The following is a 14,190-nucleotide window of genomic DNA, read 5'->3' as shown; positions in this document are numbered from 1 at the left end:
ATTGTATTAACTATGCAAGGTTTTTCTTGAAGAATGGAGCCAATTGAGCAACCGCTTCATTCACTTCTTTTTCGCCATCATATAAAGTCATATGATTAGCTCCCTCCACTACATATTTGGTTTTGTCGGTAGAAACTGCACGATCTAATAAATCGACACTCATCCATGCACTTCCTGCATTACTTCCAACCACTACCAACAAAGGTTGCGTAAAGAACGCTTCTGCTTTATTGTAAGCATCATATGTAATAATTTGAGTAAGGCTTCTCAGGGTTGCCCAGCCCGGAGCTGTCGGGTATTGACAACGGTTGGTATGGTAGTATTCCCAAGCCTCTCTTAATTCTTCGTTCGGTGCATCTTCCTCTTTCATTGGAGCCAAAGGCAATGTTTGCTCTTCACCTTTTGCTTCTGCCGTTCTTGCATTAGATCCTGCCAATAAATAAGGCATTGCATCCATATCTTTTACATTGTTTTCCCAACCGTTACGGAACATTGAACCAATATTAACTGCACTTACCATCCCTACGGCTTTGATACGATGGTCATTGATAGCTGCATTGGCGGTATACCCTGCACCTGCACAAATTCCCATAGCCCCTATGTTTTCCTGGTCAACATATGGCAATGTGGTCAGATAGTCGATTACCGCACTTACATCTTCTGTACGGATATATGGATTTTCCAACTGACGTGGTTCTCCGGTGCTTTCTCCTTGATATGACGCATCATAAGCTATGCTTATAAAGCCTTGTTCAGACAGTTTTTTTGCATATAGTCCTGATGCCTGTTCCTTAACACCACCACCAGGATGTGAAACCACAATAACAGGATATTGGTGATTTTCGTTGAATCCTTCAGGGAAATTGATAACGGCTGACATGGTAATGGTTCCATTGTTGCTGTTTTTAAAATTGATTTTTTGCTGTGACATGCTGTTTGTTTTTAAAATGTTATTACTCATTTTTGATATAACAAAATTACTCTGACCAGCACATCGTAAACGAAAACATATCACTCTAAGAATGAAACATTTTACGGATTTCCAAGTTTTTCTATTGTATGAGGTAAAAAAAGCAATCGGAAGATTGCTTTTTTGTTTTGGATAAAAGTAATAAAATATACTTATTTGATTTTGGTTCTTTTAATCATTATTTAATGCGGCTATCCTTCATCACTGGTTTCTGAATACTTTTGGAGATATCCCGGTTTTTTGACGGAAAAATCTTGCAAAGTAGGTTGGATAATCAAATCCCAGGCTATATGCAATTTCACTTATTGAAAGTTTAGTCGTTCGTAATTTGTTCTTCGCTAATTGTATAATTCCTTCATGGATATGATCAATAGGCGAAGTACCCGTGAAATGCTTAATCAAATCTCCGAAATAATTGGTAGATAGGTTTGCCTTTTCTGCAAAGTAACTCACGGATGGGAGCTCTGACAATCCATTGGGATTATGTAAACACATGTCTAACTGTTGGTAAAAATCGGCAACGACCTTATTGTATATTTTACTTCGGGCTTCAAATTGACGTTCATAGTAAATTTGCGTATATGAAATAATAAGTGAAGCATAAGAGGTTAATACTTCTTTAGAAAAGTTTTCTTTTTGATACTCTCGGTAAGATTTTGAAAACAAGTCATACAAAGTTTCCTTTTCTTCAGATGTCAGAAACAAGGCTTCGTGTCTTTCATAGTTGGCAAATGAAATATCCTTAACCATTTTGTTGAGAAGTTTTTCGTTGATAAAAATCGCATATCCGGAAAACGAATTTTTTAAATCCCATTCAATTTTATTGCCGGGTTTATCAAGATAAAGATAACTATCAGACATACTCTCAACGGGTGACTGTACCTCGATTTTGTCTTTCAGTGCCAGTAAATAAAAGTCAATTTCGGAAGGTAGTGATTTCAGTAAAATATCGGGATGTTCATCATAATGAACAACCTGTATCATATCACTGCTAGTGCCTCTAACATTGATGTATTTCAGGAAAGATGGTATGTTGTATATTTTGTCCATTACAAAACTCAGTAATTGTTAAATGTACAAAATTAGAAAATAGGTGAATGGAGTAAAGAAACATTTTACTGCAAGAATGAAACATTTTACTGGTAGGATAATTTATGGGCATAAAAAAGATGGCAACTATCAAATAGTGTCCCCTTAAGTGGGCGCGAAGGGATTGAACCTTTGACCGTCCCGATTAAAAATCGGGATGCTCTATCTGTGCTGTCGTATGTATAAGCTTTTGGATTTTAGATTTGCTCTTCCAAGCTTTAATTTCTCTTTCCCTTTTATAGGCATGTGATTTCGAATCAAAAGTTTCAAAGTGAACAATAACCCAATCTTTAGCTTTTGATGTAAATCCTTTGTGATCAGATAAGTGTTTCCTTAATCTTTCCTGTAAAGATTCTGAAGAATGCCCAATGTAGAATTTATCTAGAGTTTTGGAATGAAGTATATAGCAAAAATACATGGAACTAATATAAACAAAAAAAGACTCACTGTTTCCAGTAAGTCTTTAAGTGAGCGCGAAAGGATTCGAACCTTTGCCGTCCCGATTGAAAATCGGGATGCTCTATTTTGTGAGCTATAATAATATTTTTGAATAAGAGTAAACACAAAAAAAGACTCACTGTTTCCAGTAAGTCTTTAAGTGAGCGCGAAAGGATTCGAACCTTTGCCGTCCCAATTATAAATCGGGATGCTCTATTTTGTGAGCTATAATAATATTTTTGAATAAGAGTAAAAACAAAAAAGACTCACTGTTTCCAGTAAGTCTTTAAGTGAGCGCGAAAGGATTCGAACCTTTGCCGTCCCGATTGAAAATCGGGATGCTCTATTTCGTGAGCTACAATAATATTTTTGATTAAGAGTAAAAACAAAAAAATCGGGATGCTCTATTTTGTGAGCTATAATAATATTTTTGAATAAGAGTAAAAACAAAAAAGACTCACTGTTTCCAGTAAGTCTTTAAGTGAGCGCGAAAGGATTCGAACCTTTGACCGTCTGCTTAGAAGGCAGATGCTCTATCCAGCTGAGCTACGCACCCATTAAGTAATTTTGAGAAAACTACTAAAACAGTCGGGGCGGCAGGATTCGAACCTGCGACCTCCTGGTCCCAAACCAGGCGCGATGACCGGACTACGCTACGCCCCGAGGGTGTCATCAGTAACGATATTTACTTCGTTTTTGCGGTTGCAAAGGTACAATACTTTTTCAAATAAAAAAATAAAATGAAGAATAATTTTAAATTAATTTTTCGTGAAAACTTTTTTGTTACCTTTACCCGGCTAATAACCATTGACTTATCTTGTTTTAAAAATGATGAAAAAATTTTCATTTTTTTTCTCCTTTATTTCATTTTTAAGACCTGAACCGTTTGTTTATGGGAGTTCGTTTTTAAGATAACTGGAAATGAAAAAAGAAGAATTTTATCAAATTTATATCCCCGTATTGGAAAAGGCTTTTCAAAATGATTCCATTAATTTGGATTTTTATGTGAAATCTCCGGAAAATTATCTGGATGATGAACTTGCTGGTAAAGTTGAACAATACTTAGAAGAGCATGAAGATATATTTCTTGAAAAAGTTGCTTATTATTTTGATGCAAAAAGTTTTTGATTCATTGAAACAGAATCCTATTATCATGAAATATAAAAATATATATGTAAAAGTTGAATATAATTTTGTGCTGTTAGTTTGTCTTTTGGTCATATTATCTTCCTGCTGTAAGAATCTGAAACTTATTAAGCATGAAATTGCTAATGTGTCAATGAGCTTGCCTGAATCATTTATCATTAAGAAAGAACCGGCCGAAGACTCACAAGTGTTTAGTATCAATACCGGAAATAATAAGCGTATAGGTTATATTTATTATGGTGATTATAAGCCATTTGAGGAAGATTCTTTTTTCATTACTGATGATAAAGAATTATATGAAAAATATAAAAACAGAGAGTTAAAAGCTTATTTCTCAAAAAATACTGAAAGAGATAGTAAAAATGGTATTTTTAATGTTAATTATTATTACTACGATACAATCAATAAATACAGAGCACAAATTATGATGCCGAAAAAAGTAAATAAAGGACTTATCGGGATCCATTTTGACAGCGTAGATATTTACAAAAATAAAATGGCAATTATTGTGAATGATTTGAGTGAAGAAAATAAAGAACTGTTTTTAAAGGTCTTTAAAACCATTAAATTTAATCCGATAAGTTCACATTAAATTTTTATGAAAAAATATACAGATACCAATACCTACTACCTGTCAAATTTTTTAAGCAGCGATGAGGTGCATTATGAAAATCTTTGGTTGTTTTATAATCGTGGATACAGGTTTCAGATGGGTGATTTTTTTCATGATCAAAAAAAAGTCTATTCTTTTTTATGGGAATATGGGGATGCGGATATTTTAATGAAAATCGATGAATGGAAAAGAGCTTTCAGGAGAAATAATATTGAAATTTTACAGGAATCTAAGCTTCATAGCCGGAACTACTTGTCATCTGGACAAAAGGTATATCTGGACTGCCTGGAAACCGATTTTATCACTGCTGATGAAAAATTTAATGACATTACAGCGTATGATATCGGGCAACGCTTTATTCAAATTGTGACAGATGAACATATTTCTTTTGAAGATTTCGACTTAAGTTTTCTGGAATTGTCTGATAAAGTAAATACGTTTAAAGCTTTAATCAGGATTTTAGATATAAATGGTATTTGCGCATTAATCTTAAATGGCTATCATCACCGTGGAGAATTGCTTAAAGTCTGTATTGTTAAAAATGATGAAGTGTGTTTGGAAACAGCAGAGATTTTACCTTTACCTATCTTTGAAAATACTTATGTTGCGATGCCATTTAACTGGTGAAGGTAAAGTTTTTCTTATATAAGTATTTGATCTTACAATATTTTATACTTTAAAAATGTTCATCATCATTTGATAAGAGCTATATTTATGACTAATTCTAAGTAAGTGATGAAAAAAGTATTTATTGTTTTGTTTTTTTTGTTAGGTATTACAATAGTTTTTGGACAAGCGGCTATTGGAAATACTCAATATGAAAAATTACAAACCTTTTTAAAAAAAGATAGTTTAGCATTTCAACAGTTTTTAATTGCTAAAAAGTGTTTTTGCAGAGAGAATTTTTTGACTCTTGATGAGCTTAGATTTGGAAAAAAATCTAATAATTCAACTAAAGATTTATATGAATTATTTCAACCGTTAAAAAAAGAAGGGTATTTATTCTTTGTAGCCATTGATGTTCAAAAACTAGCCTCATTTTTTAATCGTAAATTGATCAATGAATATGCTTCAAGTAGAGGACGTATGAGTGATGATGTGAATAGAATTGATCATAAAAATATACTATGTGAAACCATTTCTTCACAAACTAAATATAACTATAGTGAATACGTTAGTTTCATTAATAATTTAGATAATTATGCCATCCCAATGAATAAAGGAACGGCTTTTCTTAAAGAGGAAACATATTTGGATGAGTTATACTATTATTATCCCGGTAAAATAGAAAGGTGGTATAACTTTGGCGATGTTCATAAAATCATGGATGTTGAATAATGCTGCAGGGTCTTGCTCTTTGCGGAAAAATAAAACAAAAAGTTTTTAAAGCTAAAACCTCGCAAAATGTGAGGTTTTTGTATTAACAAGAACCGCTAATTCCTATCTTTGCCGCATGAAAAGATTAATGTTGATGTATGTACTTTTCCCTGTATTTCTATTCTCACAGACTACCGGAAAAGTGATCAAAATTTCAGACGGAGATACCATTACTTTATTGTTAAAAGGAAACCAGCAAAAAAAGCTCAGACTGGCCGAAGTTGATTGTCCGGAAAGTGGGCAGGCCTTCGGGAAAAATGCGAAACAATTCACTTCAGCTCAGGTATTTGGAAAAACGGTAAGTTTTGTGGAAACGAATACGGACCGCTATGGAAGATCCATTGCAAAAGTGTATTATGATGACGGAAAATACCTTTCCAAAGAGCTTATCAAAGCAGGGATGGGATGGTGGTATTTTTCCTATTCAAAAGATGCTTCACTGGGGAAAATTCAGGAAAATGCCAAAAGTAAAAAGATGGGTCTTTGGCAGGATATTAATGCCGTTGCTCCATGGGATTACCGTAAAATGAAACGTGAGCTTAGGAATAATAAGAAAATTGAGGCTGCTAAAACCGGAACAAAAGCAAAAGCTGTGGCGTAAATATTCGGTCATGAAGCTGGAAGTTATTCAGTGGAAGATAAGGATGATTTTATGAAAACTTGTCGAGTTGAATATGCTTTGTTTTTTTTAAAAGACAATACCAAAGCAAAGTAACCGTTCTTAAAATTTGATATGAAAAGGATTTTAATTCAAAATATTCCTTCCATTCCGCTTTAAAAAACATAGAGGAAAAACATTGATTAAGTATTGTAATTATTTGTATTATAGTGTTTTGTGATTACTCGTACTTCTTTTAATAATAATCCGTACTCATTTTTTAAGACCAATAAGACAGAATACGTTTATTCGGTCGCATAGGATTTTTTACTTTTTCAAATTTGTATCAAGATAATTGTTAAACATTAAACAACGATACAATGAAAAACTCATTCACATTTTTAGCGGTTCTATTATTATTCATCAGTACCTTTTCTTTCGGACAGAATTTTTCGCAAAAGATAGATTCTATTATAAAAGATAATTATCAGAAAAATCCGGAGGTGGGAATCAGTGTTGGTTTTATCAGTAATAATAAAGAATATTACACAGCATATGGCAAACTGAGCAAAGAAAGTTCAATGAATATAGACAAGAGTTCCTTATTCGAAATTGCTTCTATTACAAAAATTCTGACTTCAAATTTAATAGCACAAGCTGTTATCGATAAGAAATTAAAACTGGAGGATTATATTGACAATTACCTGCCAAAAGGGTATCATCTCCATGAAAATCTTAAGAATAAAATTAAAATTTCGGATCTGGCTTCTCATCAGTCAGGCTTACCTGATATAGATTTTGGGAAGTTGATCGAACTAAACCCACAGCAGCCGGTAAGTAGTGTTACAGAAGAATCATTAATCTCCATCATCAATAATTGTAATGAGCTTATTGACTATGGAAAGTACCGTTATTCTACAATGGGCTATACATTACTGGGGCAGATATTGGAAAAGGTTTATGGCAAGAGCTATGATGAAATCATTCATAAAAAAATAATCGGTCCTTTGAAAATGACGAATACCTTCACAAAAGAGTTCAATGTGAAAAATAAAACAACAGGTTACAATCCCAATGGTGGAGCTCAGGAGTTTTTCAAATGGAATGTTACTGCATCCGCCGGATTGGTTAAATCCAATGTTTCTGATATGGTTACGTATCTGAGAGCGATTCTTACGAAAGGAAATCCAGTTTCAAATGCCGCGTTAATCACAGAAAACATCTATTATAAAGATGAAAAAAGAGAAATGGGCTTAGGGCTTAACATCAGTACGGATGACCAGAATACAATCTATTTAAAGTCTGGCGATTCCATGGGAGAATCTTCAATCATCTGCTACAACAGAGCTAAAAATTGGGGATTTATCATCCTTTTGAATAAAAGAGACTCTAAAATGAGACAAAACCTGTTGAATGAAATCTACGAGAAAGTCTTGAAGTAAACAGGAAAAAAGATCATAATACATGAAACTAAAAACCTCACAACAAAATTTGTGAGGTTTTTAAATTTATATCTAAGGTTTAGATTTTATTTAGGGATTAGATTTCACTGCATCATACATCATAGAGTTTTTCTGCTGATCAGTATAATCGTATTTGTAATGGTAGAATGAGGATTCCCAGTCTCCATACCCTACATTGGGAATAATAATGAATTTTTTACCAAAATCATCCGCCGAATTTTTCACGGCAGCAGAACGATCTGTTTCTGATTTTTTATCAAATATATCTGAGAAATCGGCCAGGTTATCGCCTAGCAGCAAAACAATATTGTAATTTTTAGCAATATCTTTTCGTCGGTTTTCTTTACTGCTTTCTTTTGATCTTAAGATAAGGCTGGCATCGCTTTGAAGCGGGAAATTGTATTTTTTTAAATTCTTCAAAGTTCCTTCGCGCTCCACTTCGGCACGGTTGGTTACATAAAAAACCTGAATTCCCTTACTGGCAGCATACTGATAAAATTTTTGAGAACCTGTAAGTGGGGTGGCAATACCTTTTGCAGTCCATTCTTCCCATGTTTTCTGGTCATAATTCTTTCCCATTTTTGAGCGCTCCACAGCGTAATAAGAATTGTCTAAAAAGGTCTCATCAATATCGGAAACGATGGCTAAAGGTTTGTCGGATTTCTGCGCTAAAGCTTCATCCAAACGGAGGGTCGCAATATTATAAGCCTGAAGACATAATGCTTCATATTCAGCAGCTCTTTGCTGGTAAAAAGCAGCATATATTTTTCCGTCACGTCCAAGGTTTTGATAAGGTGTATCCTGGATGGAATTTTTTGAAACCGGTGCTGCCGTTGTGCACGATATAACTGAAGCCAACAAACAGCTTGCAATAATGAGATTTAAATTTTTCATTGAATTTGAATAGGAAGAACAAAATTATGACAATTTGATTGTATGACAAGGATTTTTGGGAAGTAAAAAAAGGAGACCGGTAACAAAAACAGACCAGCCTCCTAAAAATCAAATATATCTTTTAAAATTATTTTTTCTTTTATTCTCCTTTAAAATCAGGGTTTCTTTTTTCTATAAATGCGCCAATACCTTCCTGATGATCTTTCGTATCAAATAATTCCCCGAATAAAGCAGCCTCCTGCTGCAAACCTTCTGTAATAGGTAATTCTACACCCGTATTCAACGATTGTTTTGCTTTCGCTATGGCTACCGGACCTCTTGAGGCTATTGTTGCCGCTAATTTCCGGGCCTCATTCCATAATTCTGCAGGAGCAATCACACGGTTTACAAAACCTAATTCTTTACAAGCTTCTGCTGAGTAAAACTCGCCGGAAAATACCATTTCTCTTGCTTTGTACAATCCAATTGCTCTCGGTAAGCGTTGTGTTCCCCCAAAACAAGGTAATAATCCAAGCGTTACTTCCGGTAATCCGAATTTTGCTTTTTCACTTGCCAGAATGAGGTCACAGGACAAAGCCAGTTCACATCCGCCACCTAACGCAAAACCGTTGACCGCTGCGATCACTGCAAATGGTAATGCTTCAATGGAATTGAACGCGGCTTGAGCCATGGTGGAAAAATCTGTAGCTTTTTGGGGCGTCATCCCTTGCATTGCTTTGATGTCAGCTCCCGCAACAAAAGCTTTTTCCCCGGATCCGGTAATGATTAAAACACGAATGTCTTTGTGGGATCGGATCTGTTCTGCAAATGATTTCAGTTCTTTTAAAACAGTTTCATTCAAAGCATTTAAAGCGTCAGGGCGGTTAATGGTTAAGGTACCAATATATCCTTCCTGTTGGTATAATAATGTTTCAAAATTCATGATTACTGATGTTTGTTTAAGAATTGAATAATACTTGAAAAATCGCTGGTACCATTTCCGGCTTCACTCCAGATTCTATACAGATTTAAAGCGGCGTTTCCCAATGGAGTCGAGGTTCTGGTTTCCAGTCCTGCTTCTGCAGCCAATCCCAAATCTTTTGTCATTAAATCTACGGCAAAACCTCCCGAATAGGCTCTTGATGAAGGGGCATTTTCCATCACTCCCGGATAGGGATTATACACTTCCAGCGACCAGTTTCTACCGGAACTTTTCTGCATGATCTCACTTAATATTTTAGGTTCTAAACCGTGACGGACTCCTAAATTGATGGCTTCAGAAGTACCGATCATATGGATGGCTAAAAGCATATTGTTACAAATCTTTGCGACCTGTCCCGCACCGGAGTCTCCTGCATGAAAAATATTCTGTCCCATACATTTTAGAATAGGTCTTGCCTTTTCATAGTCTTTGGTTTGGCCGCCTACAATAAAGGTTAATGTTCCTGCCTGAGCTCCTGCAGTTCCACCTGAGACGGGTGCATCAATCATTTTACATCCTTTCGAAGCAGCCATTTGAGCCACAGAACGGGCGGTTACCGCATCAATCGTACTGCTGTCAATGATTAATGTATCAGGCTTCAGCTGGCTGATGAATTCTTCAGAATAAAGTTCTGCAACATGTTTACCTGATGGAAGCATTGAGATGACCACATCAGCATCCTTAGCAGCTGTTATAGCTGAGTCTGAGGTTTGTCCGCCTGCAGAAACCAGTGCTTCTGAAGCGGAATGGGAAAGATCAAATCCGATAACGTGATGACCTTTCTTTACAAGGTTGATGGCCATAGGCCCACCCATATTTCCTAATCCTATAAATGCTATATTTGACATAATTAATCTTTTTTTCCTAAGTTTTTTAATGGATGTTCTTCGTGAGTCCAAAGCGGAGTAAAATAGCTGTCTACCCATTCTTTGGTAATATCATGTAAGGCAGCAGGCTGCCATTTAGGGGAAAGGTCTTTATCTACCAGCAATGCTCTTACACCTTCTGCGAAATCAGGATGAATGCAGCATTGGCAGGAAAGATTTAATTCAGATTGAAAAACTTCTTCAAGGCTTAGATTTTCACCTTCTTTTAATTGTCTGAAAATGATGTGTGCTGAACTTGGAGAGCCTGCTTCAAAGCTTTTTATTCCTGTATTGATCCATTCGTCTTTATCCGGATGCTGCATCAAAATATCTCTGAACTCTTCTAAAGAATTTGCTCCTTCAAACTGTGCGATGAATGAATGATGTATCTGTGCCTGTGATTCGGGTGTGGTAGTTTCTTTAGATATATTTTCCAGAATTGCAGAAACTGTCTGATGGTTATTTCCATTCCATTGGGCATGATCGAGAGCATCTAATAGAGCTACTTTTGAACCGGAAGAAATATAGTAATCTGCCAGTCCTAAAAACTTACAGTCGGCACCATCTAATCTTGCCCCCGTTAATCCTAGATAAATTCCATAAGCAGAAGGCATTTTATTTAAAAACCAGGTACCGCCTACATCGGGATATAAACCAATAGTAATTTCCGGCATTGCCAGTTTGCTTCTTTCAGTAACAATACGATGAGAGGCTCCCACCATAATTCCGATGCCGCCACCCATTACAATTCCGTGTCCCCAGACAATGACAGGCTTCGGATAGGTATGAATGAGGTAATCTACCTGGTATTCCTTTGAAAAGAAATCGAAACACTGCTGAGAAACTTTTGTCCCATCAATGCTTTGCTGCTCTATAATGGCATCATGTAGCTTTCTTACATCTCCTCCGGCACAGAGCGCTTTTTCACCTGCTCCCTGAAGAAATATACAGGCGACTTCACCAGAGGTCTTCCAGTCTTCCAGAACAGCTTTCAGTTCTTCAATCATTCCTAATGAAAGCGAATTGAGTGTTTTTTCGGAATTCAGGGTGATGATCCCGACTTTATTTTTTATTTCTGTTAGTATTAAACTCATTTTTACTCTTTTGAATTAACGGATTTGTATCATAGCTCCTTCTTCTAAAATCTTTCTTGAAATTACCAGTTTCATAATTTCATTGGTTCCTTCTACCACCTGATGTACTCTGGCATCACGCATAAGACGTTCCACAGGAAAGTCTTGTGTACATCCATAACCGCCTAATATTTGTATTGCTTCATTGCATATATTAAAGCACATGTCGGTTGCCAGGCGTTTTGCCATGGCACAATAAGTAGTCGCATTTATATCATTTGAATCCAACTTGAAAGCTGCTAAATGTACCATCTGGCGGGCTGCCACCAGTTCTGTTGCCATATCAGCGATTTTAAACTGAAGCGATTGAAACTGTGCTAATGATTTCCCAAACTGGAGCCTTTCATGCATATATTTTTGGGCCTGGCTGATAGCTCCCTGTGCAGCTCCTACAGAACAGGTGCCAATATTAATACGTCCGCCATCCAGTCCTTTTAATGCTATTTTAAATCCTTGTCCCAACTCACCTAAAAGATATTTTTCATCTACTTCTACATGATCAAAGAAAACAAATCGGGTCGGCTGGGTATTCCAACCGAGTTTTTTTTCTTTTTCTCCAAAACTGATCCCTTCAGAATTAGCCGGTACTATAAAAGCACTGATTCCTTTTGGGCTAGAATCTCCGGTACGCGCCATTACGATGAGTATATCACTTTCACCTGCTCCGGAGATGAACGCTTTTGTTCCGTTAATAATGTACTTATTGTCTTTTTTCACTGCCGTTGTTTTTAAGGCTGCTGCATCTGACCCTGAGCCAGGTTCTGTAAGACAATAGGATCCTAATAATACTCCTGATGACAAATCCGGACATAATTGCTTTCTGATTTCATCATTCCCAAATTCATCAATCATCCAGGAGACCATGTTGTGTATGGTAATGTAGGCAGTAGTGGAAGGGCAGGCTGCAGCCAGTTCTTCAAATATAATGGCAGCGTCCAGCCGTGATAATCCCAGACCTCCGGCATCTTCTCTGGTGTAAACGCCACAAAAACCAAGTTCTCCGGCTTTTGCGATAGCTTCTCTCGGAAATATCTTCTGAGCATCCCATTCCGAAGCATAAGGAGCCAGTTCTTTTTTGGCAAATCTTCTTGCGGCATCCTGAAATGCCTGTTGATCTTCATTTAGGTTGAATTCCATAGAAAGGTTATTTTAAACTGATCGTCATATTCAGATCGCCTGCAGGAATATCTTCTTCAAACCATCGTGCTGTAATCGTTTTGGTTTCTGTGTAAAAACGAATACCTTGTTTTCCGTAAGAATGCAGGTCGCCAAAGAATGATTTTCTCCATCCTGTAAAAGAGAAAAACGGTAATGGAACGGGAATCGGAATGTTTACACCGATTTGTCCCACTTCAATTTCATGCTGGAATTTTCTTGCCGCTGCTCCTGAATTGGTAAAGATGGAGGTTCCGTTTCCATAAGGATTGGCATTAATGATTTTAATGGCTTCATCCAGTGTTTCCGCCTTTAATAATAATAAAGCAGGGCCAAAAATTTCTTCTTTGTAAATGTCCATATCTGTTGATACGTTATTGAATAACGTTGCTCCTACAAAGTATCCGTTTTCATAGCCTTCCACTTTACAGTCGCTGCCATCCAGTAATACCTCAGCTCCCTGATAATAGGCACTTTTAATTAATCTTAAAACCTTGTCTTTTGATTGTTGGTTAATCAGAGGCCCAAAGGCGGCAGATTCATCAGACCATACTCCGGGTTTAATGGTGCTTAGAGCTTTTTTGATATCGTCCACCCAGTTTTGAGCTTCACCTACCAAAACAGCTACGCTGATGGCCATACAACGTTGGCCGGCCGCTCCACAGGAAGCTCCTACCAGATTGTTAACAACCTGTTCTTTATTGGCATCCGGCATGACTACCATATGATTTTTTGCTCCGCCAAAAGCCTGAACTCTCTTCAGATTATCGGTTCCTGTACGGTAAACATGCTCTGCTACAGGAACAGAACCTACAAATGAAATGGCTTTGATCTCCGGATGGTTCAGAATATGATTCACCTGATCTTTGGAGCCGTGAACAATGTTCAGAACTCCTTTAGGAAAACCTGCTTCTAAAAATAGCTCAGCCATTTTCATAGAGGTCATGGGAGTTTGTTCTGAAGGTTTTAAAATAAAGGTGTTTCCACAGGCAATGGCCATAGGGAACATCCATAAAGGGATCATTGCAGGAAAATTGAAGGGTGTAATTCCTGCGCATACTCCAAGTGGCTGGATATAGCTGTAGGTGTCAACACCTCTTGCTACATTTTCTACTGTTTCTCCCATCATGAGGGTAGGAATGTTGCAGGCATGTTCTACCACTTCAATTCCGCGCCATACATCTCCCATGGCATCCGGGAATGTTTTTCCGTTTTCTCTGGAAAGGATTTCAGCAATTTCTTTTTGGTTTTCTTTTAAAAGCTGCTGGTATTTTAAGAACAATCTTGCTCTTTCCGGGGTAGCTACTTCTTTCCATGTTTTGAAAGCTTCCTGAGCAGCTTCTATGGCTTGATCTATTTCAGCCAGTTCCGTGAGTGGAACTTCTGCAAGGGTTTCCCGTGTTGCAGGGTTTTCTACGCGAAGGTGTTCTGTTGCTTTACTTTCTGTAAAATTTCCGTTGATTAATATTTTTACTTTTTGTGACATG

At 36.7% G+C, this 14,190-nt stretch carries 15 protein-coding genes and 2 tRNA genes; 6 read left to right on the top strand and 11 right to left on the bottom strand.

Translation table 11 applies throughout. From position 1 onward, the window contains the following. Positions 1 to 10 precede the first annotated feature (10 nt). From ACWPWS_RS11675 to ACWPWS_RS11655, 5 genes are all read right to left on the bottom strand, one after another. Positions 11 to 931, bottom strand: coding sequence for an alpha/beta hydrolase (locus ACWPWS_RS11675; protein WP_454046600.1), 921 nt, complete (start codon positions 929 to 931; stop codon positions 11 to 13). A gap of 240 nt (positions 932 to 1,171) precedes the next feature. Next, complete coding sequence (locus tag ACWPWS_RS11670) at positions 1,172 to 2,020, bottom strand: helix-turn-helix domain-containing protein (protein WP_454046599.1); 849 nt, start codon at positions 2,018 to 2,020, stop codon at positions 1,172 to 1,174. Between the two features lie 184 nt (positions 2,021 to 2,204). After that, a complete protein-coding gene (locus tag ACWPWS_RS11665) occupies positions 2,205 to 2,477 on the bottom strand; it encodes a GIY-YIG nuclease family protein (protein ID WP_454046598.1) in 273 nt (90 codons plus the stop codon). 502 nt (positions 2,478 to 2,979) lie between these two features. Then, a tRNA-Arg gene (locus ACWPWS_RS11660) sits at positions 2,980 to 3,053 on the bottom strand. A 32-nt stretch (positions 3,054 to 3,085) separates the two neighbouring features. Beyond that, positions 3,086 to 3,160, bottom strand: a tRNA-Pro gene (locus tag ACWPWS_RS11655). A gap of 258 nt (positions 3,161 to 3,418) precedes the next feature. Between ACWPWS_RS11655 and ACWPWS_RS11650 the strand changes: the two genes are divergently transcribed. The 6 genes from ACWPWS_RS11650 to ACWPWS_RS11625 all read left to right on the top strand — a co-directional run bounded on the left by ACWPWS_RS11650 (position 3,419) and on the right by ACWPWS_RS11625 (position 7,673). Then, positions 3,419 to 3,625 (top strand): hypothetical protein, encoded by a 207-nt coding sequence (locus tag ACWPWS_RS11650; protein WP_454046597.1) that lies wholly within the window; start codon positions 3,419 to 3,421, stop codon positions 3,623 to 3,625. A gap of 25 nt (positions 3,626 to 3,650) precedes the next feature. Beyond that, positions 3,651 to 4,235, top strand: coding sequence for a hypothetical protein (locus tag ACWPWS_RS11645; RefSeq protein ID WP_454046596.1), 585 nt, complete (start codon positions 3,651 to 3,653; stop codon positions 4,233 to 4,235). A 6-nt stretch (positions 4,236 to 4,241) separates the two neighbouring features. Then, the gene (locus ACWPWS_RS11640; RefSeq protein WP_454046595.1) at positions 4,242 to 4,883 is read left to right on the top strand and encodes a hypothetical protein; all 642 of its coding nucleotides are present in this window, start codon (positions 4,242 to 4,244) and stop codon (positions 4,881 to 4,883) included. A 108-nt stretch (positions 4,884 to 4,991) separates the two neighbouring features. Continuing rightward, on the top strand, positions 4,992 to 5,594 hold the full coding sequence (locus tag ACWPWS_RS11635) for a hypothetical protein (protein ID WP_454046594.1): 603 nt from the start codon (positions 4,992 to 4,994) through the stop codon (positions 5,592 to 5,594). Between the two features lie 115 nt (positions 5,595 to 5,709). Further along, positions 5,710 to 6,234: a thermonuclease family protein gene (locus ACWPWS_RS11630; RefSeq protein ID WP_454046593.1), complete on the top strand. Its 525-nt coding sequence runs from the start codon at positions 5,710 to 5,712 to the stop codon at positions 6,232 to 6,234. Positions 6,235 to 6,611: 377 nt separating this feature from the next. Then, positions 6,612 to 7,673: a serine hydrolase domain-containing protein gene (locus ACWPWS_RS11625; RefSeq protein ID WP_454046592.1), complete on the top strand. Its 1,062-nt coding sequence runs from the start codon at positions 6,612 to 6,614 to the stop codon at positions 7,671 to 7,673. 90 nt (positions 7,674 to 7,763) lie between these two features. Here the strand turns inward: ACWPWS_RS11625 and ACWPWS_RS11620 are convergent, their stop codons facing one another. From ACWPWS_RS11620 to ACWPWS_RS11595, 6 genes are all read right to left on the bottom strand, one after another. Beyond that, positions 7,764 to 8,588, bottom strand: a complete 825-nt coding sequence (locus tag ACWPWS_RS11620) for a 5'-nucleotidase, lipoprotein e(P4) family (RefSeq protein ID WP_454046591.1) — start codon at positions 8,586 to 8,588, stop codon at positions 7,764 to 7,766. 139 nt (positions 8,589 to 8,727) lie between these two features. Then, positions 8,728 to 9,510: an enoyl-CoA hydratase/isomerase family protein gene (locus ACWPWS_RS11615; RefSeq protein ID WP_454046590.1), complete on the bottom strand. Its 783-nt coding sequence runs from the start codon at positions 9,508 to 9,510 to the stop codon at positions 8,728 to 8,730. 2 nt (positions 9,511 to 9,512) lie between these two features. After that, entirely contained in the window at positions 9,513 to 10,397 is an 885-nt protein-coding gene (gene mmsB / locus ACWPWS_RS11610) for a 3-hydroxyisobutyrate dehydrogenase (protein ID WP_454046589.1), read from the bottom strand. Positions 10,398 to 10,399: 2 nt separating this feature from the next. Beyond that, on the bottom strand, positions 10,400 to 11,509 hold the full coding sequence (locus tag ACWPWS_RS11605) for an enoyl-CoA hydratase/isomerase family protein (protein ID WP_454046588.1): 1,110 nt from the start codon (positions 11,507 to 11,509) through the stop codon (positions 10,400 to 10,402). A gap of 15 nt (positions 11,510 to 11,524) precedes the next feature. After that, positions 11,525 to 12,685 carry an acyl-CoA dehydrogenase family protein gene (locus ACWPWS_RS11600; protein WP_454046587.1) on the bottom strand — a complete coding sequence of 387 codons (1,161 nt, stop codon included), beginning with the start codon at positions 12,683 to 12,685 and terminating at the stop codon, positions 11,525 to 11,527. Positions 12,686 to 12,692: 7 nt separating this feature from the next. Then, positions 12,693 to 14,189: a CoA-acylating methylmalonate-semialdehyde dehydrogenase gene (locus ACWPWS_RS11595; RefSeq protein ID WP_454046586.1), complete on the bottom strand. Its 1,497-nt coding sequence runs from the start codon at positions 14,187 to 14,189 to the stop codon at positions 12,693 to 12,695. Position 14,190: the final 1 nt, after the last annotated feature.

The organism is Chryseobacterium sp. Marseille-Q8038, from assembly GCF_965111995.1.
The sequence above is the reverse complement of the archived record's forward strand: the minus strand, read 5'-3'. Positions and strand labels throughout refer to the sequence as shown.